This window comes from Lacticaseibacillus sp. YLM2-1 (assembly GCF_056583465.1).
In genome coordinates this window covers 1,037,973-1,059,713 of sequence record NZ_CM152617.1, presented here as the reverse complement: position 1 = coordinate 1,059,713, position 21,741 = coordinate 1,037,973, and the positions used below count along the sequence as shown (strand labels likewise).

22 protein-coding genes are annotated in these 21,741 nt (G+C 46.5%); 6 read left to right on the top strand and 16 right to left on the bottom strand.

The features are described 5' to 3' along the window. Positions 1–111 precede the first annotated feature (111 nt). The 12 genes from AC07KQ_RS05120 to AC07KQ_RS05065 form a co-directional block, all read right to left on the bottom strand. Positions 112–1,500, bottom strand: coding sequence for an amino acid permease (locus tag AC07KQ_RS05120; protein WP_013245595.1), 1,389 nt, complete (start codon positions 1,498–1,500; stop codon positions 112–114). 138 nt (positions 1,501–1,638) lie between these two features. Next, positions 1,639–2,097, bottom strand: coding sequence for a hypothetical protein (locus AC07KQ_RS05115; RefSeq protein ID WP_003604785.1), 459 nt, complete (start codon positions 2,095–2,097; stop codon positions 1,639–1,641). 218 nt (positions 2,098–2,315) lie between these two features. Next, positions 2,316–3,326: a class I SAM-dependent methyltransferase gene (locus AC07KQ_RS05110; protein ID WP_003598234.1), complete on the bottom strand. Its 1,011-nt coding sequence runs from the start codon at positions 3,324–3,326 to the stop codon at positions 2,316–2,318. A gap of 102 nt (positions 3,327–3,428) precedes the next feature. Next, a complete protein-coding gene (locus tag AC07KQ_RS05105) occupies positions 3,429–3,761 on the bottom strand; it encodes a hypothetical protein (protein WP_003564410.1) in 333 nt (110 codons plus the stop codon). Further along, positions 3,745–4,206: a type II secretion system protein gene (locus AC07KQ_RS05100; protein WP_003569716.1), complete on the bottom strand. Its 462-nt coding sequence runs from the start codon at positions 4,204–4,206 to the stop codon at positions 3,745–3,747. Before AC07KQ_RS05100 ends, AC07KQ_RS05105 begins: the two co-directional genes overlap by 17 nt. Next, entirely contained in the window at positions 4,166–4,402 is a 237-nt protein-coding gene (locus AC07KQ_RS05095) for a hypothetical protein (protein WP_003594020.1), read from the bottom strand. Before AC07KQ_RS05095 ends, AC07KQ_RS05100 begins: the two co-directional genes overlap by 41 nt. A 44-nt stretch (positions 4,403–4,446) precedes the next feature. Further along, entirely contained in the window at positions 4,447–4,887 is a 441-nt protein-coding gene (locus AC07KQ_RS05090) for a hypothetical protein (RefSeq protein ID WP_003564404.1), read from the bottom strand. Next, positions 4,884–5,207 (bottom strand): type II secretion system protein, encoded by a 324-nt coding sequence (locus AC07KQ_RS05085; protein ID WP_003564402.1) that lies wholly within the window; start codon positions 5,205–5,207, stop codon positions 4,884–4,886. The genes AC07KQ_RS05090 and AC07KQ_RS05085 overlap by 4 nt, the downstream gene beginning before the upstream one ends. 2 nt (positions 5,208–5,209) lie before the next feature. Beyond that, the gene (locus tag AC07KQ_RS05080) at positions 5,210–6,163 is read right to left on the bottom strand and encodes a type II secretion system F family protein (RefSeq protein WP_013245593.1); all 954 of its coding nucleotides are present in this window, start codon (positions 6,161–6,163) and stop codon (positions 5,210–5,212) included. Then, entirely contained in the window at positions 6,160–7,026 is an 867-nt protein-coding gene (locus AC07KQ_RS05075) for an ATPase, T2SS/T4P/T4SS family (RefSeq protein ID WP_003569709.1), read from the bottom strand. Before AC07KQ_RS05075 ends, AC07KQ_RS05080 begins: the two co-directional genes overlap by 4 nt. A gap of 123 nt (positions 7,027–7,149) precedes the next feature. Continuing rightward, entirely contained in the window at positions 7,150–7,881 is a 732-nt protein-coding gene (locus AC07KQ_RS05070) for a YebC/PmpR family DNA-binding transcriptional regulator (RefSeq protein WP_003564397.1), read from the bottom strand. Between the two features lie 70 nt (positions 7,882–7,951). After that, positions 7,952–8,443, bottom strand: coding sequence for a VanZ family protein (locus AC07KQ_RS05065; protein ID WP_003564394.1), 492 nt, complete (start codon positions 8,441–8,443; stop codon positions 7,952–7,954). Positions 8,444–8,517: 74 nt separating this feature from the next. Between AC07KQ_RS05065 and AC07KQ_RS05060 the strand changes: the two genes are divergently transcribed. Both AC07KQ_RS05060 and AC07KQ_RS05055 read left to right on the top strand, forming a co-directional pair. Further along, positions 8,518–10,323, top strand: coding sequence for a M3 family oligoendopeptidase (locus tag AC07KQ_RS05060; protein WP_003658458.1), 1,806 nt, complete (start codon positions 8,518–8,520; stop codon positions 10,321–10,323). An 89-nt stretch (positions 10,324–10,412) separates the two neighbouring features. Beyond that, positions 10,413–10,553, top strand: coding sequence for a hypothetical protein (locus tag AC07KQ_RS05055; RefSeq protein ID WP_003658460.1), 141 nt, complete (start codon positions 10,413–10,415; stop codon positions 10,551–10,553). On the opposite strand, the gene glmS is transcribed toward AC07KQ_RS05055, so the two are convergent. The 4 genes from glmS to cdaA form a co-directional block, all read right to left on the bottom strand. Beyond that, complete coding sequence (gene glmS / locus AC07KQ_RS05050; RefSeq protein ID WP_003569704.1) at positions 10,531–12,342, bottom strand: glutamine--fructose-6-phosphate transaminase (isomerizing); 1,812 nt, start codon at positions 12,340–12,342, stop codon at positions 10,531–10,533. The two genes, AC07KQ_RS05055 and glmS, sit on opposite strands and share 23 nt — an antisense overlap. 315 nt (positions 12,343–12,657) lie before the next feature. Further along, positions 12,658–14,022, bottom strand: coding sequence for a phosphoglucosamine mutase (glmM, locus tag AC07KQ_RS05045; RefSeq protein WP_003564385.1), 1,365 nt, complete (start codon positions 14,020–14,022; stop codon positions 12,658–12,660). Between the two features lie 21 nt (positions 14,023–14,043). Beyond that, positions 14,044–15,129, bottom strand: coding sequence for a CdaR family protein (locus AC07KQ_RS05040; protein ID WP_016386672.1), 1,086 nt, complete (start codon positions 15,127–15,129; stop codon positions 14,044–14,046). Then, on the bottom strand, positions 15,126–15,983 hold the full coding sequence (cdaA, locus tag AC07KQ_RS05035; protein WP_003564381.1) for a diadenylate cyclase CdaA: 858 nt from the start codon (positions 15,981–15,983) through the stop codon (positions 15,126–15,128). Before cdaA ends, AC07KQ_RS05040 begins: the two co-directional genes overlap by 4 nt. Positions 15,984–16,246: 263 nt before the next feature. Here cdaA and AC07KQ_RS05030 point away from each other — a divergent pair, with 263 nt between their 5' ends. From AC07KQ_RS05030 to AC07KQ_RS05015, 4 genes are all read left to right on the top strand, one after another. Beyond that, on the top strand, positions 16,247–16,981 hold the full coding sequence (locus tag AC07KQ_RS05030) for an ABC transporter ATP-binding protein (protein WP_003564378.1): 735 nt from the start codon (positions 16,247–16,249) through the stop codon (positions 16,979–16,981). Beyond that, positions 16,971–18,110 (top strand): ABC transporter permease, encoded by a 1,140-nt coding sequence (locus AC07KQ_RS05025; protein WP_003564376.1) that lies wholly within the window; start codon positions 16,971–16,973, stop codon positions 18,108–18,110. Before AC07KQ_RS05030 ends, AC07KQ_RS05025 begins: the two co-directional genes overlap by 11 nt. Before the next feature lie 38 nt (positions 18,111–18,148). Next, entirely contained in the window at positions 18,149–18,793 is a 645-nt protein-coding gene (locus AC07KQ_RS05020; RefSeq protein WP_003658467.1) for a TetR/AcrR family transcriptional regulator, read from the top strand. Between the two features lie 114 nt (positions 18,794–18,907). Beyond that, positions 18,908–21,700 carry a cation-translocating P-type ATPase gene (locus AC07KQ_RS05015; protein ID WP_013245590.1) on the top strand — a complete coding sequence of 931 codons (2,793 nt, stop codon included), beginning with the start codon at positions 18,908–18,910 and terminating at the stop codon, positions 21,698–21,700. Positions 21,701–21,741: the final 41 nt, after the last annotated feature.

The following is a 21,741-nucleotide window of genomic DNA, read 5'->3' as shown; positions in this document are numbered from 1 at the left end:
TAGTCAACCCTAAAATAAATAATTTTGAGTGAACACTCAAAATTATTTTCACTTTTATATGAGTCCTCAAGTATCTTTTCCGTTATTGAAGCGAGTGCTCACTCAATCAGATTAAATACCGTCTTTTGTTTTGTCTTCGTGAGCTTTATGATCAGCGTGCAATCGGCGCAAGGTGAATAACGTCGCAATCCAGATAACCGCAAAGATCAATGCGGACAGCATTGCCCGATCGAAAATCATAATCACAGCAGTCAGCCCTAAAAACGCAAAAATAAGATAATTCGAATAAGGATAAAATGGCATTGGAAAATCCGTTCCGCGCGGATGTTGTTTCTTATAGCGCAAGTGAGCGAGGACAATCATGCCCCAAACAAATAAAAAGCTGATTGTAGCAACACTTGAAACCAGTGCGAAAACAGACTCCGGTAAAAAAAGGTTCAAAATGACAGCCACAGCAATGGCTCCTGTTGAAATCATAATGGCCCGCGCTGGCACTTGTCGCCGAGACAGTTTAGCAGTCCAACGTGCGGACTTGCTTTTACCAGTTAATGTCAGTGAGAAGAGTAATCTGCCAGTGCTGAAAATAGATGAATTGCAGGCAGATGCTGCCGCTGTCAACACCACAAAATTAATAATGTCGGCGGCGGCTGGAATCCCGACATTACGAAAAACCTCGACAAAAGGACTATTAACGGGTGACACATCACGCCATGGGTAGATGCACATAATGACAAACAATGCGCCAATGTAAAACAGTAAAATCCGCATCGGAATCTCATTGATCGCTTCTGGAATCACTTTATGCGGATCTTTGGTTTCACTAGCAGTCAACCCGACCATTTCGATCCCGACGAAACTAAACACCACCATTTGCAGCGACATAAGAAAACCGCTCATTCCTTTTGGAAAAAAGCCGCCGTCATTAACGAGGTTGCTTAGGCTGGCATAGCCAACAGGCGTTTTATAGTGCACAAACAGCATAAAGACGCCGAGCGCAATTAACCCAATAATGGCCACGATCTTAATCAAGGCAAACCAGAACTCCGCCTCACCAAACAGCCCAACGCTAACCAGATTCATTAGCAGCAACACTGCCAGTGCAATCAGGCCCGGCAGCCATTGAGGAACTCCTGGCAACCAGAATCGAATGTAGAGACCGATCGCTGTCACTTCGGCCATGGCGACCGCCACCCAACAAATCCAGTAGGTCCAGCCAGTCACCCAACCAGCATCTTTTCCCATATATTGGCTAATAAAATCAATAAACGTATGTGAATTCACATCGGACATCAGCAGTTCACCCAATGCCCGCATAATTAGAAAACAAATCCCACCTGTGATGAGATAAGCTAGTAAGATGGAAGGCCCAGCGGTGTGGATGGATTGACCAGATCCTAGAAAAAGGCCTGTCCCAATCGTTCCGCCAATCGCAATCAGTTGCACGTGTCGGCTTTTCAAGTGACGCGCTAGTTCGGGCTTGTCATCTTTCTTGGCTTGCATGCTCATCCTCCTATAAACGTGTTAACCCGAAAAAAATCAGGACATAACAGGTTCTGTCTTTGCAAATGCAGAAATATCCCAGCTCTTTGAATCGTATCAGAAAAAATTATACACCATTTTCAGAAAACGCCCAACTGATCACCCTGTCACGATTTGAATCTGTTCTGGTGGCATTTTATCGACCAAAAAGCTTTGTAGATCTGTTGGCGACTGGCGAAACTGCAGTTTTAAAACCGTCACTTGACCGGCTTGCGCCAATAGCAGCGTACCCCCAGCATTTGCCTGTAAAACAACGCCAGAAAGATTCTGATACAATCGAATGCTACCAAGCCCGCCAATCATCGCAGCATCAGCAAGACCCTTCTGCCAGCAGGCAAAACAGATAAACATAACGACAATAAAGGCGCCGCTGACAAGATCGTCAAAATGTTGACTTTGCTGCAAGGTCAACACCAGAGAAAAGGCTGCCACCGCAAGATACAAAAGAATACGCCAGACTTTTGGTTGCGCATGTATCCGAACTTGAATGATATCAAAGATGGTCACGCCGACTGAAATAATTGCAATCAGCAGGTAGGCCACGCTTAATAATGACATATTAATTCTCCTTAAGTTTGATAACCCATTCTAACCGATTCCAGTTTAAAAAGGCAGTGGCGACCGGATCAGTAAAGTCTATTCTAACGTCCCAAATCCTGTGACAGCAGCCATACCACCTTGCTATCACAAGATGAAAAGTGTTTTGAAATGACAAAAAAAGCTGACAAGACAAGCATTTGTCAGCTCTCCTTTTTGGTTACTTAAAAATCAATCAATCACGCAATATTAGCAGCTGCCCAATCCTTCACTTTGTCAATAAACGCGGCAAAAGCATCGCGGTCATTTAGATCTGGAAATTGGCCTAACAAGATCTGCTTAGCACGCTTGACATCCGGACTCGGTTTCTGTAAAACCAGCAGGCTTTTCTCCGCCTTTTGGTCAGCAAAGAAATCTTCCGGCAAATTCAATAACCCTTGGAAGTAGGTCGACTTCGCCAGCCAAGCTGTCAGCCCCGCCGCTTCTTCAGAACGGAAAACCTGACTCGGCACATAAAATAAACCCAGTCCTCCTGGCTTCAAGACCCGCATACTTTGCTCGATTAACAAATGATGCGCATAAGAATGTCCCTTGGCCGCCGCGGTCTCAAATTGCTTGGCGCGTTCGTCAACCGGGTAGTAACCAACTGGCAAATCAGAAACAACAACATCGATGTCTTTAAACAAAAGATTATCTAAGGCATCCTGATGAAAAAGATCAACATCTAACTGTTGCAACGTACTGCTCATGCCGGCAACTGCCAATAAGGTTTCGTCATTATCAATGCCGTAGCCTTTGACTGCCACCTGACGCGCATTGTGGAGCTGATTCATCACAGCAAATAAAAGGTTCCCCGTCCCGATGGCCAGATCGGCGACTTGCATCTTTTTTGGCAGATGTTGCGCAAAAACCGTCACCATAAATGTCGCAAGACTGGCCATGGCATCAGGCGTGACTTGCTTATTGGGTTCAATGCCATCTACCTTGATTGCCTTAACAAGCACTAATTGAATGGCTTGACGAATCTCTTCCGGCTCATAGGTGGCGAGTTTGATCTGATCAAACAACGCTGTTAGCTTCTTTTTAGCTTCATCGTTGGGAACACCATCTTCTTGCATGACGTTGCCCGACGCAAGATCCTCTCCCGCTTCAATAACAGCAGCAATAAAAGATGTTTTCAATTGTTGATGCAAAATTGTCGTGCTTTCATCCAAAACATTGTACAGCTTCTCTAGATGTTCGTGGGCCAAGATGCTTCCCCCTATCAATACGGTTTCAGGCCTAAAAAACGATGCGTGCAGGCGCTGGTCATCGCCGACACTCCGCTTACCAGTGTACCGATTGAGAAAAGCTTATTCAAGCGCGTGAATCCCTGATCTAGTTGCCTCAAGCTGTTCCTTAGTCGCTTCTTTGGTCTCACCAATCGCTGGCGGCGCTGATCGAATAGCTGATGTATCAGATTCCTTGCCAGCTGAAGTCGAGGAATCAGCCTCGCTTTTCGATTTATCAGACATCTGTTCTCGCCAATGGTTGTATGCCTCCGTAAATTGGCGCTTTTCTACCTGTTCAAGCACCTGATAACTTTCCTGCCAGTCACGAAAACGTTGCATCGCGCCAACAGTCAGCATTAGAAGTAAAGCAAACAGTATCAGTGTGTTGATCAAAACACTACCGCGTATCTTCATCGATTTGCACCCCACCGTCAATCTTCTGCGAAGTCGTCAAATACAGACGATAGCGAAAGCCTTGAGCTACCTTGCTAAAATTGACACCGGTTAGATGCGTAAATAATGGCATATGCCCATTTTCAGATCCCATCACACGAACCATACCGCGAAAATGTTTGGTCTGATAAAAATTGATCGTGTAAGCTTTCTCGGGACTTCTCACCCTTACCGACATTAAGGCCACAGACCGCAACTTTTTATCTCGTACAAACATTTGCAAGTCATGCTCTGCTTGCAATGACGTGATTAGTACATGGTCTTGAAGCGTGAACCGCGTGACATGCAATAAAACCGGTCGCCATAACAGCATGACCGCCGCAAGTAAAATCAGGCTGACCACCACTTCAATTAAAGTAAAGCCTTTAAGGCGTGAACGTATATGTTGATCGACCCTTTTGGGCATGCGCCTTTACCTCCTGCGTATTGACGGTTACTTGCCACACATCAGGTCCGACTTGAACCGTCGTCTCTCCGCCTGGTACTGGCAAATGAACAAGCGCCACCCGTGCCGCATAATAGGCCGTCGTTCGCTGTCTGGATTCAACCACAACTCGGTCATATAACCGCACTAACACCATTAACCAACCAACCGCCAGCAAGAGCACCCCCAGAGCTGCAAGATGTTCAATTAACAAAGAACCTGTTAATGTTTTGGTACTTTTTGGAATAAGAACCGCCCCCATTCAAACTGTAGGGTTATATGCCAGTAATAGCCGTCTTGACTGAGAAAATTTACGCTGCGGTTGCCTTTCAATTTACCTGATGGTTCTCTCGTCGTTTTTGTAGGAATTTTATCGTCATATTTCAAGGATGGCGGAAATGGCAAAATTCGTTTTGAACCATTAAAAAGACTAAATGTCACCTGACGTGCCTCATCATTGACAGACATGGTGCCAATTTTATGCGTGGCATATGCCTTCATCCCTAATAATTCCCATTGTTCCCGCATGGTTTCGAGAAACTTGGTTTCCTGATTTCGGCGAATCACGCTTTGCCCTAAGGGAACGGCCGCCAGTGTCAATCCTGCCAGCACAACCACAACAGCCACCACTTCAAGCATCACAAAGCCACGCAGCCGTTTCATGGAACTTTAAATTTCGGCGGATTGTCACCGCTCATCGTTGCCTTGCCTTTTTCCAAGTCCTTCGCCTGCGCATCGGTAATCACGCCTTCTCTGACTAAATCAGGAATTGTTTTAAGTGATTTCTTGTCAGCATCCGGCTCGTTATAGGCCATTTCAATTTGTGAATTCACAGTTGCCACCGTAGCTTTTAGATTCTGACTTTCAACACGTTTCATTTGCCCTTGAATTGTCAAAACCAAAGCTAACGTCAATAAAATAATGACCCCAAGTGCTGCAATCACTTCAATCAATGTAAAAGCCCGTAATCGTTTGCGTCGCATGGTCATCCCCCGAAAGATTGATAGAGTGGTAAGAGAATTTGCAAATAAATCAGTAAAATTTCGCCACCAATAAGCAAAAACAGCAATGGCTGCACCAAGTTCACCAGTCGTTCTAAACGTTGCTGCAACTGTAAAAATAGTTGTTCACCAAAAAGTTTTAAGCCGGTCGCCACTAAGTGATGTGTCTGGCCCATTGTCAATAAACGGGCAACTTCAGGTGGCACAAAGGCTTCGTGTAACGCATCGGCCAACTCAGCCCCTTGTTGAATCTTTTGTTGAATGCGTGCTCCTAAATCACCCAACGGACCGCCAACGGTTATCAAGTGTCGGCAAAAGTCGGCAATCTCAGCACCTGCCAGTAAGAAGTGGGCGGCTCCGGCTGTGAACTGAAACTGATAGTACACTTGCATGACGCCACGGACACCAGGCAATCGTTGTAAGAGTTGCAAGCGTTGAGCCAACGTCAGTCGATGCCAACCAAGCCATATTAGCAACCCAGCGGCTAAGCCCCCACCCATGGTCATTAACTGCGTATGCACTAAATGCGATTGTGGTAACGCCAAGGCTGGCAACACGCCAAACACAACGACCACTTGCAAGGTAACAAGCATGCCCAGTAACACAAGTGGGTAAATTAATAGTTGACCAATCCGCTGACGATTCCGCACTCGCAAGCCTAAGTAATCACCAGCCACGGCCAATGCTTTTGCCAAATCCCCATGAACCTGTGCTAGTTGCAGTTGTTGAAAGAGGATGGGAGCTAATGCCTGATGGTCAACTGCTTCTGGCAATCCGATGCCAGAAGCCAAATCCGTTTCGATTCGTTCCCAAATTGGCCGGTATTTCGGTAAACTCACACGCAAATAAGCAAACACATCCGGCAAACTAAAACCAGCAGCAATTAACGCAGCGCTTTGACGGCAAAACCGTTCCTGAATCACCAGCGGCATGCTCACGAAACCACCTCCTGATCAGCTTGTCCTACTTGCTTGAAAACCACGACTTCCGCCACTGGGTGAATCATTGGCCGATACTGCAAACTGATCGCCGCACTCGCCGTCAATGCCGCCGCTACTAACTCATCCGGCAAGCCAAAACTGCTCAACCTTAAGGGTGTATCCGCCGCTGATCGGGCATGCACGGTCGCTAGGACAATGTGACCGCTAATCGCCGCTTCGCAAGCACTTTGCGCTGTTTGTCGATCACGAATTTCTCCAATCAGCAAGACGTCTGGTCGATGGCGCAGCGCCGCCTTCAGTAATTGCGGATAGGTCATGTCTGCCTCCGGATTGACTTGCAACTGTAAGAATTGCGGCTGATTGATCTCAACTGGATCCTCGATCGACAAGACCATTCGTGATTCCGCCAAACGCGTCGCTAACTGATAGAGTAATGTCGTTTTTCCTGACCCAGTCGGCCCAGCTAGTGTCAGCATGCCGCGTTTCTGCAGTAAAATACCCAACAGACGATCTAACAGATGACGTGCGCCTGCAGCATCTGGAATGCCTTTGATTATGCGAACTACCAGTGATTCACCACCGCGAAAGTCAGCCACTGAACTTAACCGTAAAAAAGCTGCTGATTCCTTTTGATAAAAGGCTCCCAATTGAACGCGGCGATGTTCGGCAACATTCATGCCCGCCATAAATTTCAAGTAATTAATTTCTTGCTGCCCACGTTTGCTGTCTCGCTCGGCGATTGTTACCAAGCCCGTCGGTACCCGTAGGCGAATCAAATAACCTTGCGGACTAGGCAAATAGTAAATATCGCTAGCACCCTTTTCCAGCGCAATTGTCAAAAGCTTATTCACCGATTGCATCGTTTTTCCCCCTGTATTAAAAGAGTTCGCGAGCGTCATATATCACCCCGTCCTCTTGACTATTTTGGGCAAAAAAAAGACGAGGATTTCCCTCGTCTTGATCACTAGCTATCAATCGATGAATTAATCGTCTGGCCAGTCGCCGGCTGTGTAAACTTCCTGCACATCGTCGTCGTCTTCCAATTGATCAATCATAGCTTGGAATTGTTCAACTTTATCTTCTGGAATCGGGGTCAGGTTTTGCGGAACCATTGTCAGTTCGTTTTGGACAAACTTGTACCCTTTTTCCTCAAGCGCGTCGCGAACCTGAGCAAATTCTTTAGGATCGGTGTAGATTTCAAATGCCTCATCTGAAGTCTGCATATCTTCTGCACCGGCTTCAAGCGCATCTTCTAGCATCTGATCTTCGTCAACATCAAGGTCGTCACGGCTAATCACCAGATAACCTTTTCGATCAAACATGTATGAAACCGCACCAGCAGCTGCCATGTTCCCACCGTGTCGGGTGATCGCCACTCGTACGGTACTGGAAGTCCGGTTGCGATTATCGGTCAAAGCTTCAACCAAAATCGCCACACCACCTGGCCCATAGCCTTCATAGGTCACTTCGTCATAGTTGGCCGCATCACGATCACTTGCTTTATCTAAAGCACGCTTAATATTGTCTTTTGGCATATTGGCAGCTTTAGCTTTGTCCATGACTAAACGAAGGGAAGGATTACCACTGGGGTCAGGACCACCTTGCTTTGCTGCCATGTATAATTCACGTGATAATTTCTGGAAAATTTTACCACGTTTCGAATCCTGAGCATTTTTACGGCCCTGAATGTTATGCCATTTGGAATGTCCTGACATGATAAACCCTCTTTTCGTAAGTTTAGGAGCATATGAATCGCTAAAATTATAGCAAAGATCGGCACTTTATTCAATGACGCTTCTGCCGCCATAACCATAACCACATTAAGGTCACGGCCACAGCCGCAGCAGCAGTATCGAGCATCACATCTTGGAAAAGCGGTGTCCGCCCGCCTGTCAGCATTTGATGAAACTCGTCAAATGCCGCAACACCGGTACAACTTAAGACCATTAGCGGCCAATGCAGCCAACGATTTTTCTGATACATAAACGTGCCTTGTGTCAGACCAAGACCTAATAGGAAAAAGATGCTGACATGCGCACCTTTGCGAATGAAAAATTCAACAAATTTAAAATAGCCTACCTCAGCAATTGATTGCTGTTCACCCGCATAATTAAAATGAATACCACTTAAGGCTTGCTTAAACGGTTCATTGTGTAACAAGCGTTCCAATAACGGCACCGTTGTTTGCTCTTTGTAAGTCATACTGGAACTAAAGAACAAGACAAACAAAAGGACTGCCGCCAGCCACAACCCCCAATGTTTTTTAAAAGACGTCACAAACTTCTACCTGCTTTCACTCAGACTTTTCTCATCTACGGTATAATAAAGCTATTTCGAAAGGAAGTGCCAATATGTCTTATCCAATTAACTGGAACCTCGATTCGATTTTCCCCGGTGGTATCGACTCACCGCAACTTGCCGACCGAATTAGCGATGTGACGGCCAAATTGCCTCAACTGGAGTCAAAAGTAGCCGCTTGGGCCCCTGACCACGATGCTCCTGAGTTTACCGATTTCATCACACTTTGGCAACTGCTGGAAGACATTGGCAAAGGCCTCGCTACTACTAGCAGCTTCGTCGAGATGATTGCCAGCGCTGATACAGCTAATCTGAAAACCGGACCTGTTCAAGGTCAGCTCACGACTCTTTATACCCGTTTTCAAAACATTAACAACCCGCTGGCCAAAAAACTCGCAGCCATGTCACAAGCAGCTTTCGATCAGCTAACGACCACATCAGCTTTAAGCGCTAGTCGTTTTGGCTTGCAAGAGATGCGCGATCAGGCAAAGGAACTGTTAGATGATCAAACCGAAACGATGATTAATGATCTGGCAGTTGATGGTTTTACTGGCTGGAGCGATCATTACACCACCTTGAGCGGCAGTCTTAAGTTCCCAATCACACAAGATGGCAAAACCACAGAGCTTAGTGCTGGCCAAACCCAGAATAAATTCGAAGGCGATCCTGACACTAAAACGCGTGAACAAGTCTTTAACGTTTGGGAACAAACGTGGGACGATCATGCCAGTCTGTTTGGTGAGACCCTGAATCACATTGCCGGCTTCCGGCTTACGAATTATCGGTTGCATCATTATCCGGATTATCTTTTCAAGCCGTTGCAATACAATCGCATGCAACGTGCCACGCTGGATCAAATGTGGCACACCATCAGCGCCAACAAACAGCCTTTTGCTGCTTACCTCACGCGCAAGGCCGAATTAACTGGCAAGCCAACAATGCCATGGTATGACCAATGGGCGCCAGTCATCGTGGGCGATTTTCAGCCAAAGACCTATACCTTCGATGAGGCCGCCGAATTTATTGTGAGCAACTTTGCCAAGTTCTCACCTAAAATGGCTGCCTTTGCCAAACAGGCATTTGAAAATGGCTGGATCGAAGCTGAGGATCGGCCAGGCAAACGCGCTGGCGGTTACATGACCAGCGTCCCAGATGTCAAAGAAAGTCGTATTTTCATGACCTTCGATGGTTCAGCATCTGGTGTTTCCACCATTGCCCACGAATTGGGCCATGCTTTCCACAGCAGTATTTTGAAAGATATGCCGCTATTGCGTCAAGATTATGCAATGAATGTTGCCGAAACTGCATCAACTTTTGCAGAATTAATCGTTGCAGATGCCACAGTCAAAGCAGCAACCTCACCAGCTGAGAAACTTAATTTGTTAGACGCTAAAATGGCCAATCCATTGGCGATGCTGTTAAATATCCATGCTCGCTTCCTGTTTGAAGACAGTTTCTATCAGGAACGGGAAAAAGGAATTGTCAGTGTGCCACGACTGAAAGAACTCATGACGACTGCACAACAACAAGCCTATGCAGGTGGTCTAAGTTCTTTTGATCCCATGTACTGGGCAGATAAGCTGCATTTCTACTTCGACAACCCACCGTTCTACAACTTCCCTTACACTTTTGGTTATCTGTTCTCTAGCGGTATTTACGCAAAGGCCCAAGCATCTGATAATTTTGAAGATGATTACATTGCTTTGTTGCGGGATACGGCGAATATGACAACGGAAGACCTAGCGAAAAAACATCTCGGGGTTGACTTAACGCAACCGGATTTCTGGCAGCAAGGCATTGATTTAGCCGCCAAAGATGCGCAACAGTTTATGACTTTGAGTGAAGGTTACTTGAAATAAAGTTCTTCCCGATTTGCAGCGTGTCACTTAGCGCACAAATACTTAATTTGTGCTTATTAAAAAAGTGTTGCATCACGAGGATACCCGTGATGCAACACTTTTTTATATACATGGATCACGATCCGCTACGACGTCAGACACCAAGCTGGGGATTGAATCCACATCTTGACATGAATGACACCGATCACCAAATGAAATCCTTAGCGATTATTCAACGGTCACTGACTTAGCCAGATTACGCGGACGGTCAACATCGTAACCACGATCCGCACTAGTAAAGTAAGCCAAGAGCTGTGCCGGGATAATCGTCAAAAGCGGTGCAAGTAATGGATTGATTTCATCGACAACGATTTGGTCACCATCTTGGGCTTGACTAGCCATTGCGATATGAAGCACCTTGGCACCGCGAGCTTGCACCTCGTCCGCATTGCTGCGAGTGCGCGCTGCTGTAACCGGATCAGAAATGATTGCAACCACTGGCGTATTCTTTTCAATCAAAGCAATCGTACCATGCTTCAATTCACCAGCCGCAAAGCCTTCTGCCTGAACATAACTGATTTCCTTGAGTTTCAATGCTGCTTCCATGCTGGCATAGTAATCATCGCCACGGCCAATGTAGAAAGCATTGCGCGTGGTCTTGAACATGTCAGTTGCTAGTTCATGGATGCGATCCTTTTGGTCAATCAAAGCCTGCTGACCAGTTGCTGCCAACCCAAGTTCATGGATCACATCGAAGTCCTTAGCAGCCTGCAATCCTTTAGCCTCGCCGACTGCTTTCGATACAAGCGCTTCAACGGCGATTTGTGCCGTGTAAGCTTTGGTAGAAGCAACCGCAATTTCTGGGCCGCCATGCAACTGCAACATAAAGGTTGCTTCACGAGCAAGCGTTGAGCTGGCAACGTTTGTGATCGTTAATGTCTGATAACCGCGTTCCTTGACTGAAACAAGGACCTGACGGATATCAGCAGTTTCCCCACTTTGGGTTAGGAAAATGAACAGTGGGTGCTTGGACAACAGTGGTTGATGATAGGCAAACTCAGAAGCAACATGCACTTCTGTCGGAATACCTGCCAATTGTTCGAACAAAGGTGCACCGACTAAACCGGCATGATAACTGGTACCAGCCGCAACGATATACAAACGATCAGCTTGCTGTAAAGCTTTCAGCAAATCTTCTGGCAAAACGATGTTGCCATGATCATCGGTATACTTTTCGACCAAACGCCGCATCACGATTGGCTGTTCGTCGATTTCTTTAAGCATGAAGAATGGGTACGTACCTTTAGAAACTTCACCATCATCAACTTTAACGGTGAATGGCTTACGTTCCTCAACTTTGCCGTCAATCGTTTCAATGTGAATGGCATCAGCCGTCAAGGTCACGATTTCCTGATCCTTCAGTTCAACAAACTGATCGGTTTCACTAAGCATTGCCAAGGCATCAGAAGCCACCACATTAAAGCCTTTACCACGGCCAATCAGTAATGGACTTTTGTTTTTAGCAACATACAGCACTGTTGGGTCAAGGCGATCAACCATCGAGAAAGCATAAGAACCTTGGATCATTTTCAAGGTTTTGCGCAGTGCTTCCTTAGCAGACAGACCTTCGCGGGCAAACAAGGCAATCAGCTGAACAACAACTTCGGTATCCGTATCACTCTGTAATTCAATGTCTTGCAAGTACTGCTGCTTCAGTTCGTTAGCATTGGTCACAACGCCGTTATGCACCAGATAAAACCGTTCGTCATTGGAAACATGCGGATGAGCGTTGGCTTCGGTAGGGCCGCCATTGGTTGCCCAGCGCGTATGGCCAATCCCCATAACGCCTTGAACATCAGGCGTAACCGCTTCTTCAAGATTGGAAATATGGCCGACGCGCTTAATTAAATGATCATGGCCGGCTTGGTCATTCACGTAAATGCCGGCTGAATCATAGCCGCGGTATTCCAACTTCTCTAATCCCTTAAGCAAGATCTGCGTTGCATTCTTTTTACCGATAACGCCAACGATTCCACACATAGTCAACATCCTTTTCATTTTTGTCTAAAAATTGGTTTAGACAGATTTTTTTATTGGTATTGTTAAAAGCAAAGCTAACTATAGTTTTTAATAGGCTATATGTCAACACCATTTTTACACTGGTATACTTGAAACGTATATATTGGTCTATATTAATTTACTCAATTCTTATGCACACTGGTTTTGGGATTTTATGAACGCGCTTTCAAAGCGTGCCAATTACGAATGCTATCACCAGACAAAAAAACCGAGTTGTCGATGAGACCCGTGACAACTCGGTTAAAATAAAGTTTAAATTTTTGATAAAGACAGCAGTTAATCTTCCTTGCTGCCCATTTCTTGCTTCACCACATCCACAATTTGATCCACATAACGGGAAACCAAATCTTCGGTTTTGGCTTCGGCCATGACCCGCAACAAAGGTTCAGTGCCTGAAGGGCGAACCAGAACACGGCCATCACCGGCCATTTCTTTTTCGACGGTATCAATGGCACTTTGGATTTCTGGATAAGCTTGCCAATTTTCCTTGTCCGCAACTTTCACATTAACCAGTTTCTGCGGATAGTCTTGAACAGGTGCGGCTAATTCAGACAACTTCTTGCCGGTTTTCTTCATGACATTTAACAAGTGAATGCCTGTTAGCATGCCATCCCCGGTATTGTGATAATCAAACAAAATGACGTGGCCAGACTGTTCGCCGCCAATATTATAGCCATCTTTGCGCATGGCCTCGACAACGTGGCGATCACCGACGGCCGTTTGCACGGACTTCATGCCATTCGCTTCTAATGCCTTATATAACCCAAGATTACTCATAACAGTGGTGACGACAGTATCCTGCTTCAGCCGGCCTTGTGACTTCATATAACTACCGAGAATGAACATAATCTTGTCGCCATCAACAATATTGCCTTGTTCATCAACTGCGATACAGCGATCACCGTCACCGTCAAACGCGAGGCCAACATCAGCACCTTTTTCGACGACAAATTTCGATAACGCCTGAGGATGCGTTGAACCAACGTTAGCATTGATATTAAGCCCATCTGGACTGATTGCCATTGTATCAAAATCGGTCTCAAGATCAGCAAAAATTCGACTAACTAACCCACTCGTTGCACCATTTGCGCCATCCAAGCACACATGAATGCCACTCAGATCATCTGCCAAGGTTTGCTCAAGAAATTGGGTGTACTTGAGTGCGCCTTCAGGATAATCGTCTACTGTACCTAATCCTTCAGCAGCTGGCCGTGGAAGTTTGTCTTCTGGCGCATCCAGTAAGGCTTCAATTTCTTCTTCAGTATCGTCAGACAATTTGTAGCCGTCCGCTCCAAAGAACTTGATGCCATTATCGGCAACCGGATTATGCGACGCCGAAATCTGGATACCAGCATCGGCGCCTTGAATCTTGATTAAATAAGCAACAGCAGGCGTTGTGATCACGCCTAAATCCAGCACTTCAATCCCAACAGAAAGCAAGCCAGCAATTAAAGCATCAGCCAACATCTGCCCTGAGATTCGTGTATCGCGAGCAACCAAAACCAATGGGCGTCGACTCGCATCTTCTTTGTGCTGCGTCAAAACATAGCCGCCTGTCCGCCCTAGCCGGAAAGCCATTTCCGGACTTAGTTCCTTGTTTGCAATGCCACGAACGCCATCAGTACCAAAATACTTTGTCATCTTAATTCTTCCTCATTTCTTTCAGCCATTATTGTCGCTTGTTGATGTACTTGAGTCTGATTCACTGGCACTCGAGGTGCTTGCGGCACTCGAACTCGAAGTACTGGCGCTCGCTGTTGAACCGCCATTGTTGTTATTATCATCATTACCAGTGTTGCCAACACTAACCGTCACTTTAAGTGATTTCGGACTAGCAGCAGAAATGCCATCATTCAAATCAGTTACGTTGTAAGTCCGAGTTGTCGTCGTGCTAATACCGCTGACATCGACGTCCACGGTTAATTTACTCAGCTTGTCCAAACTACTTTGGTCTCCGTATACGGTAACCTGTTTTGTGTCAGAGGACAAGACATACGTGCGTCCTGACACGGCATTCCCAGTTTGTTTTAGCTCCACGGTAAGTTTCTTGCTAGGTTGAGAAATCGGTAAGGTTACATGAACAGTCTGCGGTGCCAACACAACATTCATCGTATTGCCGTTCTCATCAAGCGCCTGTAACAGCACCTCTTGGTCAACCGTACTCCGGGTATTGTGCGACAGCGAGACATTTGCCACAACTTGTGCGATCGAGTCAATCACGGATCGTGCGCCAGTGACATCCACTGTTCGCGTCGACAGCTTTGGCTCACCAGCTGCATACCCGGATGCGATACTGGCTTTATTATAGCGAACCTGAATCGGCATTGTCTTATTGTCCCGAACCTGAATGTCAACGGTCACGGATTTAGGCGAAATCGAATAACTCAAATCCTTATTCAAACCTTCTGCCTTCAACCGAACACGATGCTTGCCAACACCGAGTTTGGTAAGATCAGCAATGATCCGAAAATTTTGGGTGTTGGCGGTCATCGTGACTAATGAAGCCGTTCCTGTCAATGCAACTGAAACTTTTGACGGATAACCGGTAATAAAATACTTGTCCGTGTTGGCATTTACCTGTAACGGCACTTTCACGGTCTGGGTTTTGTTGGCAACCAAGGTTGTATCATCATTTGCACTTTGTCTGGTATTGTTGATGCTTTCAACGTTGACATAAGCAAAAAGCCCAATCGCGAGAAGCAGAGCCAACAACCGATTAACCCATGGATTATCCCATAAGCGATTCATTGCTTGCCCTCCTTCTTTTTACGTGACTTAAACCGGCGCGAAAAGAAACTGACAACTGGGTTCGGATTCGGCGCCTCTTCTTTTGGCACTAACTGCGCCGTCAGAAACTTCATATAGTCATCACGCGTCAAATTACGAATCAGGTTGTTGTTATTTGTGATCGTCACTTCCCCAGTTTCTTCAGAGACAACGATCGTCAACGCATCGGTCACTTCACTGATCCCGACAGCAGCACGATGGCGCGTACCAAGTTCTTTAGGAATGAGATTGCTGTCAGATAAAGGTAAGTATGCAGCCGCAACCGCAATTCGATTGTCCCGAATGATCACCGCCCCATCATGCAACGGCGTATTCGGTATGAAAATGTTGATCAGCAGCTCTCCACTAATATCAGCATCCAAGGGAATACCTGTCTCAATGTAATCCTCCAGCCCAGTACTCTTCTGGATCGTCATTAAGGCCCCGATCCGGCGCTTGCTCATATATTGAATAGCCTTATCAAGTTCTTTGACCATCCGTACTTCGACTTCGTGCTGATTATTATTCGACCGAAAAATCAAGGAACCGCGACCTAGATGCTCAAGGCCACGCCGAATTTCCGGCTGAAAAATAATAACCAGTGCTGGCACACTCCAAGTAATAACCAAATCAGTTAAATAACCGACCGTCTTCAACTGAAGGAACCAAGAAATAATCTTGATCGCAGCAATGACAAAAACGCCTTTCAGAAGCTGAACCGCTTTTGTACCGCGAACAAGCATGATCAAACGATAAATGACATACCAGACGACGAGGATGTCAACCAGATTGATCAAGGTGGACCAAGTTAATAAATTTGTCAGATAGGTGCGCATCCGCGTTCCTCCATTATGGTTTAGAATCAAACTTCTGAATAATTATACCACGAGGTGTGCGCAGGCGCGGCCAGAAACGGGAGCATAAGCGGTTTCAGTCGCCATAACACAGCTTGAAGCAGCTTTTAGATGCCATCCTTTTGACAACAATCCGATTGATTTGGCTGATGACTTTTAAACTTTTAGTTGCTTTTACCCCAAAATTGGCGATAATGGCAAGTGAGTGAGCACTCACTATATTATTGAGAAAGTGACGCGATAATATGCAAACAAATCAAGCTGTTCAGGTCAGCGCCCTCACCCAAGGCTATGGTAAACAGATCGTGCTTAAGGACATCAACTTGACCTTAAATCATGGTCAAATTCTTGCTTTAATCGGTCCTAGCGGTGCTGGCAAAACCACTTTAGTCAGTACCATTATGGGTATGTTGCGCCCACGCACCGGACAAGTCAGCGTTTTAGGGCAAGCCGTGCCGAATCGTCCCCTACTCGCGAAAATCGGCTTCATGGCTCAGACTGATGCTTTATATGAAAGTTTAACCGGTGCCGATAACCTGACATTTTTTGCCAAAATGCAAGGCGTCCCACACGCGCAGATTACCAAACAAATGGCTTATGCTGCTAATGTCGTCAATCTGCAACCGGCCTTAAAGCAACCAGCTAAGGATTATTCAGGCGGGATGAAGCGCCGATTATCGCTCGCCATCGCCCTCATCAGTCAACCGCAGTTGTTGATTTTAGATGAACCGACCGTTGGCATTGACCCTGAGCTGCGTCAACAGATCTGGCATGAATTGCATCGTCTGGCGGATCAGGGTGTCGCCATTATTTTAACGACCCACGTCATGGCTGATGCCGAAGAAGCGGACACGTTATTGATGATTCGCAACGGGACTGCCATTGCCCAAGGGACACCGGCACAATTAAAGGCAGATTATCAAACGGACTCGATTGAAGCGGTCTTTTTAGCCGCAGGGAGGCAGCAAGATGCGCATTGAAGCGTTGATTAATCGGATTTTAAAAGAAATGCTCCGTGATAAACGCACACTGGCCTTGATGTTTATCGCGCCCTTATTTATCATGACGCTGATCTTTTTTCTTTTTCAATCAAATACAAATACCAAAGCAGATTTAGCAGTTCACCATGTCGACTCAGCATTAACAAGCGCAATCGATACGAAACATGTCCGGTTGCATCACGTCAGAAGTAACCAGCCAATCGCCTTAATCAATGCTCATGATTATGCCGGTGTGCTCACGCAGGATGGCGATAAGTTAACCCTGACGTTGGCCAACGCTGATCAAGGAAAAAGCACCATTTTGAAGCAAACCTTGCAAGCTGCATCGATCAAACTAAAAATGCAGGCGGCAGCCACAGCCCTTAAAACGCAAGCGACTACCTTGCAAAAACTTGCGGCAGCCCTCAAACAAGCCACGCGCGGCGCGGCTCAAATCCCTGAACCCCAGCAGCAAAAAACAACGGATTACACGTTAACCACCCATTACCGTTATGGTTCAGCCGACTCGACTTACTTTGATACTATGCTGCCGATTCTGATGGGATTCATTGTCTTCTTCTTTGTCTTTTTAATTTCCGGCATTGCCTTGTTGCGCGAGCGAACGACTGGCACGTTGTATCGCTTACTGGCTACCCCGGTTCGACGCGGTGAGATCATCGGTGGTTATTTGCTCGGCTATGGCATCTTCGCGATCATTCAAACGTTACTGATCGTTGGCTATTCACTGCTCGTGTTCAAAATTCAAATTCTTGGCAGCATCCCCGCCATTTTTTTGATCAACTTATTGCTGGCATTCACTGCCTTGGCACTGGGCTTGTTGATTTCAACCTTTGCTAACACTGAATTTCAGATGCTGCAATTCATTCCGATCGTGGTCATCCCGCAGATTTTCTTTACAGGACTAATTCCAATTGATCAAATGCTTGGCTGGCTTCAGCCCATTGCCCACGTGATGCCTTTGTACTATGGCGCCAATGCCTTGACCGGTATCATCGCCAAAGGCCAATCGCTTGCCGTCCTCTATCCGGATGTGTTGGCTTTATTCGGATTCTTCCTATTATTTCTTGGATTGAATCTACTCACCATGCGCAAATATCGCCAAGTGTGAAGCCGAGCGATCAGTTAATGAAGGGAAGTTATCTTGCCATGCGTACTCGTAATATTACCGACTTATTTTCCATGTCCCTAGCTGAAAGCAATCTATCCGCCAAACAACAAGCCGTTTTAAAAGCTAGCCTGGCACTATTTGCCAATCGAGGCTTCGATCGCACCAGTACCAAAGAAATCGCTGAAGCAGCTCATGTCAGCGAAGGGACTGTTTACAAACAGTTCAAGACTAAGGATGGCATTCTTCAGGCGTTGCTAGCGCCCATGATTCGGCAAGTCATGCCGCACGCACTGACCGAGTTTGTCGATGAAGTCGGCGAGCAAGATTTGCCCGACCTCCACACCTTTTTAACCTTCATTGTTCATGATCGTATGCAGTTTGCGATTGCCAATCAAGCACAGTTGCGGGTTTTAGCCGCTACCGTTCTTCGCGATGCTGCTTTGGGCCGTGAACTTGCCGAGCAATTCAACAACGAGTTGTCCGAAAAAGCCACGCGCCTTTATGCCGCTTATCAGGCTAAAGGTGAATTGGTCGATTGGCCATTCACCCGCGTTCTCCGTGCTATTTTTGGCGCTGTCCTTAGTTACCTGCTGCCAATGATCATCGGAGAGCAGGCTGACTTCGATCTCGAAACCGCTGTCCAGGAAGCAGTTGAATTCTTAGAACGCGGCTTACACGCCTAAACTCAAGAGCCACCGAAAAGTTTAATTACTTAAAAACAGCACTTTGGGTGTTTTCCGTCGCTCAGAACGTTAGAATGAAGCTAAACATCTTTATGAAGGAGACGTGCTTAAGTCATGAAAAATGAAAAGGAGACGCGGCGCAAGTTTGCAACGGATCCCGTCCCGGATCTGATGACGGATTTGCACACAACGTCAACTGGATTAACGCAGAAGGAGGCCACCGACCGCCTAGAAAAATATGGGGAAAACGTGATTACTCGGGAAAAGCAACAATCACAATTACTCATTTTCCTCAAAAATTTCACGAGCGTGATGGCCATTCTGTTGTGGGTCAGCGGCTTTGTCGCCATCCTGTCAGGCACCCTCGAATTAGGGATTGCCATTTGGCTGGTCAATATTATCAACGGTGTTTTCAGCTATTGGCAAGAACATGAAGCTCAAAAAGCAACTGACTCGTTAATGAAAATGCTACCGGCTTATACGCAAGTTTATCGCGATGGCAAACTTCAACAAATTAATGCAACCAAAATGGTGCCTGGGGATGTTTTCAATCTTCAGGCAGGCAATGCGGTTCCGGTTGATGCGCGCTTGATTAAGGCCACTTCGGTTCAAGTTGATCAAAGTGCCCTAACTGGTGAATCGGTACCTGAATCAAAAAAAGTTGCCTTTGATGCTGGTCAAGGTGAGTTCGCGGAATCAAACCTTGTTTATGCTGGCACTACTGTTGGCGCTGGCACGGCAACTGCAGTGGCATTTGCCACGGGGATGAATACCGAGTTTGGTCGAATTGCGGCGTTAACGCAACAACAAAAACCAAGTCTGAGTCCCTTACAATTAGAGCTAAATCGTTTAACCAAACAGATTTCACTGATTGCCATCGGTCTTGGTCTGGTATTCTTCGTTTCGGCAATCTTCTTTGTCCACTATCCTGTGGCTCAAAGCTTCATTTTCGCCTTGGGTATGATCGTAGCCTTCATCCCTGAAGGCTTGTTGCCAACAGTCACATTGTCCTTGGCTCAAGGCGTTCAACGCATGGCCAAAAAGCATGCGTTGTTAAAAGATCTGAATAGTGTTGAAACCTTAGGCGAAACCACGGTGATCTGTTCAGATAAAACCGGCACCTTAACCCAAAATCAGATGACCGTGGATCACATCTGGACACCTGCTCATTCCTTCACCGTTACTGGCCAAGGCTTCGTGAATAATGGCCAGATTCAACTAGACGGGAAACCCATTAAATATGGCACCGATGCCGATCTGGATTTGCTGATCCGCTTAGTTGCCTTCAATAATGATACTGAAGTTGAGCCGTCAAAAGGCAGTGCTCGGCCGAAAATCCTAGGTACCCCGACTGAAGCCTCACTGGTCATTTTGGCCCAAAAGTCCGGCATTGATACCAAGGCATACAGCATTAAGCATCCACGCCTGAAAGAGCTGCCGTTTGATTCAGATCGGAAGCGTATGACCACCATTCATCAACATGACGATCACACCTTATCAATTTGCACCAAAGGCTCGCTGAGCGACTTGCTGCCGCATTGTGACACTATCCAAGAAAATGGCAAAATTCGGCCACTGACTGAAGACGATAAAAAAGCGATTGACGATGCCAACCGCAAATATGCTTCCCTCGGTCTGCGTTCCATTGCCACCGCTTATCGTGAGGTGCCTCAAGAAACAGATAAAGAAAAACAACTTGACGGCCTCACAATCGACACGGCCGAAACCAATTTGACCTTTGTTGGCTTAGCAATCATGTCCGATCCGCCACGGCCGGAAATTTACGAAGCCATCAAGAAATGTCACCGTGCCAGCATCAAAATTATTATGGTTACCGGCGACTCTTCCTTAACAGCTAAGTCCGTCGCGGTCAAAATCGGCCTCACTTCTGACAAAGCGCGGGTTGTCACCGGTGGCGAACTCGATTCAATGAGTAAAGAAGATTTAAAAAAGGCTCTTGCTGGCGAAATCATTTTCGCACGGGTCGCCCCAGAGCAGAAATACAAAATCGTCTCAACCTTGCAAGAAATGGGGGAGATCGTTGCTTCTACCGGCGATGGTGTCAATGATGCCCCAGCCTTGAAAAAAGCCGACATTGGTGTTGCCATGGGCGTTACCGGCACCGATGTCGCCAAGGATGCCGCTGATATGATCCTAACCGATGACAACTTTGCCTCAATTGTTGCCGCCATTGAAGAAGGTCGAACCGTTTACAGTAACATTCAGAAATTCCTGATCTACATCTTGAATTCTAACTTGCCTGAAGCGGTACCTTCAGCCTTATTCCTGTTCTCACGTGGTGCGATTCCGCTCCCGTTGACTGTCATGCAAATTTTGACCGTCGATCTTGGCACCGACATGATGCCAGCCTTAGGTCTTGGCTCTGAGAAAGCGGAACCTGGCATCATGGACAAGCCACCGCGAGCACGCGATGCCCACCTCATGAGTAAAACCGTTCTCTGGAAGGCGTTTGCTTGGTATGGCCTGATTGCCTCAATCATTTCAAGCGGTGCCTACTTCTTCGTCAACCATCTCAATGGCTGGCCGTTGAAAGGTCTAGCAACCAGTGGCAACACTTACGTCATGGCGACTACCATGACCTTGGCCGCCATCATCTTCTGTCAGATTGCCGCAGCGATGAACTGCCGAACTGAAAATGCTTCTGTTTTCAAAGCCGGTCTTTTTGCTAACAAACTCGTTTGGTTCGGGATCGTCTTTGAAATTTTCCTATTGGCATTACTCAGCTATACCCCATTCTTACAGGAACTCTTTCACACCGGCCCACTCGCCCCAACGGATTGGATCTTCTTGGCTATTATTCCAATTCCGCTCTTCCTCATCGAAGAAGGACGCAAGTGGCTCAATCGACGCCGATTGGCTGCTAAGAAAGTCGATGTTGTTGATTAGGTAATAGTGGTTAATATGAACAAAAAGCGATCCGTCGGGGC

Coding starts and splice junctions, on each gene's coding strand:
- AC07KQ_RS05060 (WP_003658458.1), top strand. CDS start 8,518: ATGTCTTATCCAATTAACTGGAACCTCGATTCGATTTTCCCCGGTGGT.
- AC07KQ_RS05105 (WP_003564410.1), bottom strand. CDS start 3,761: ATGAAGATACGCGGTAGTGTTTTGATCAACACACTGATACTGTTTGCT.
- AC07KQ_RS05120 (WP_013245595.1), bottom strand. CDS start 1,500: ATGCAAGCCAAGAAAGATGACAAGCCCGAACTAGCGCGTCACTTGAAA.
- AC07KQ_RS05075 (WP_003569709.1), bottom strand. CDS start 7,026: ATGCAATCGGTGAATAAGCTTTTGACAATTGCGCTGGAAAAGGGTGCT.
- AC07KQ_RS05085 (WP_003564402.1), bottom strand. CDS start 5,207: ATGCGACGCAAACGATTACGGGCTTTTACATTGATTGAAGTGATTGCA.
- AC07KQ_RS05040 (WP_016386672.1), bottom strand. CDS start 15,129: ATGAATCGCTTATGGGATAATCCATGGGTTAATCGGTTGTTGGCTCTG.
- AC07KQ_RS05055 (WP_003658460.1), top strand. CDS start 10,413: ATGCAACACTTTTTTATATACATGGATCACGATCCGCTACGACGTCAG.
- AC07KQ_RS05090 (WP_003564404.1), bottom strand. CDS start 4,887: ATGAAACGGCTGCGTGGCTTTGTGATGCTTGAAGTGGTGGCTGTTGTG.
- AC07KQ_RS05025 (WP_003564376.1), top strand. CDS start 16,971: ATGCGCATTGAAGCGTTGATTAATCGGATTTTAAAAGAAATGCTCCGT.
- AC07KQ_RS05020 (WP_003658467.1), top strand. CDS start 18,149: ATGCGTACTCGTAATATTACCGACTTATTTTCCATGTCCCTAGCTGAA.
- AC07KQ_RS05100 (WP_003569716.1), bottom strand. CDS start 4,206: ATGCCCAAAAGGGTCGATCAACATATACGTTCACGCCTTAAAGGCTTT.
- glmS (WP_003569704.1), bottom strand. CDS start 12,342: ATGTGTGGAATCGTTGGCGTTATCGGTAAAAAGAATGCAACGCAGATC.
- glmM (WP_003564385.1), bottom strand. CDS start 14,022: ATGACAAAGTATTTTGGTACTGATGGCGTTCGTGGCATTGCAAACAAG.
- AC07KQ_RS05070 (WP_003564397.1), bottom strand. CDS start 7,881: ATGTCAGGACATTCCAAATGGCATAACATTCAGGGCCGTAAAAATGCT.
- AC07KQ_RS05030 (WP_003564378.1), top strand. CDS start 16,247: ATGCAAACAAATCAAGCTGTTCAGGTCAGCGCCCTCACCCAAGGCTAT.
- cdaA (WP_003564381.1), bottom strand. CDS start 15,983: ATGCGCACCTATCTGACAAATTTATTAACTTGGTCCACCTTGATCAAT.
- AC07KQ_RS05015 (WP_013245590.1), top strand. CDS start 18,908: ATGAAAAATGAAAAGGAGACGCGGCGCAAGTTTGCAACGGATCCCGTC.
- AC07KQ_RS05115 (WP_003604785.1), bottom strand. CDS start 2,097: ATGTCATTATTAAGCGTGGCCTACCTGCTGATTGCAATTATTTCAGTC.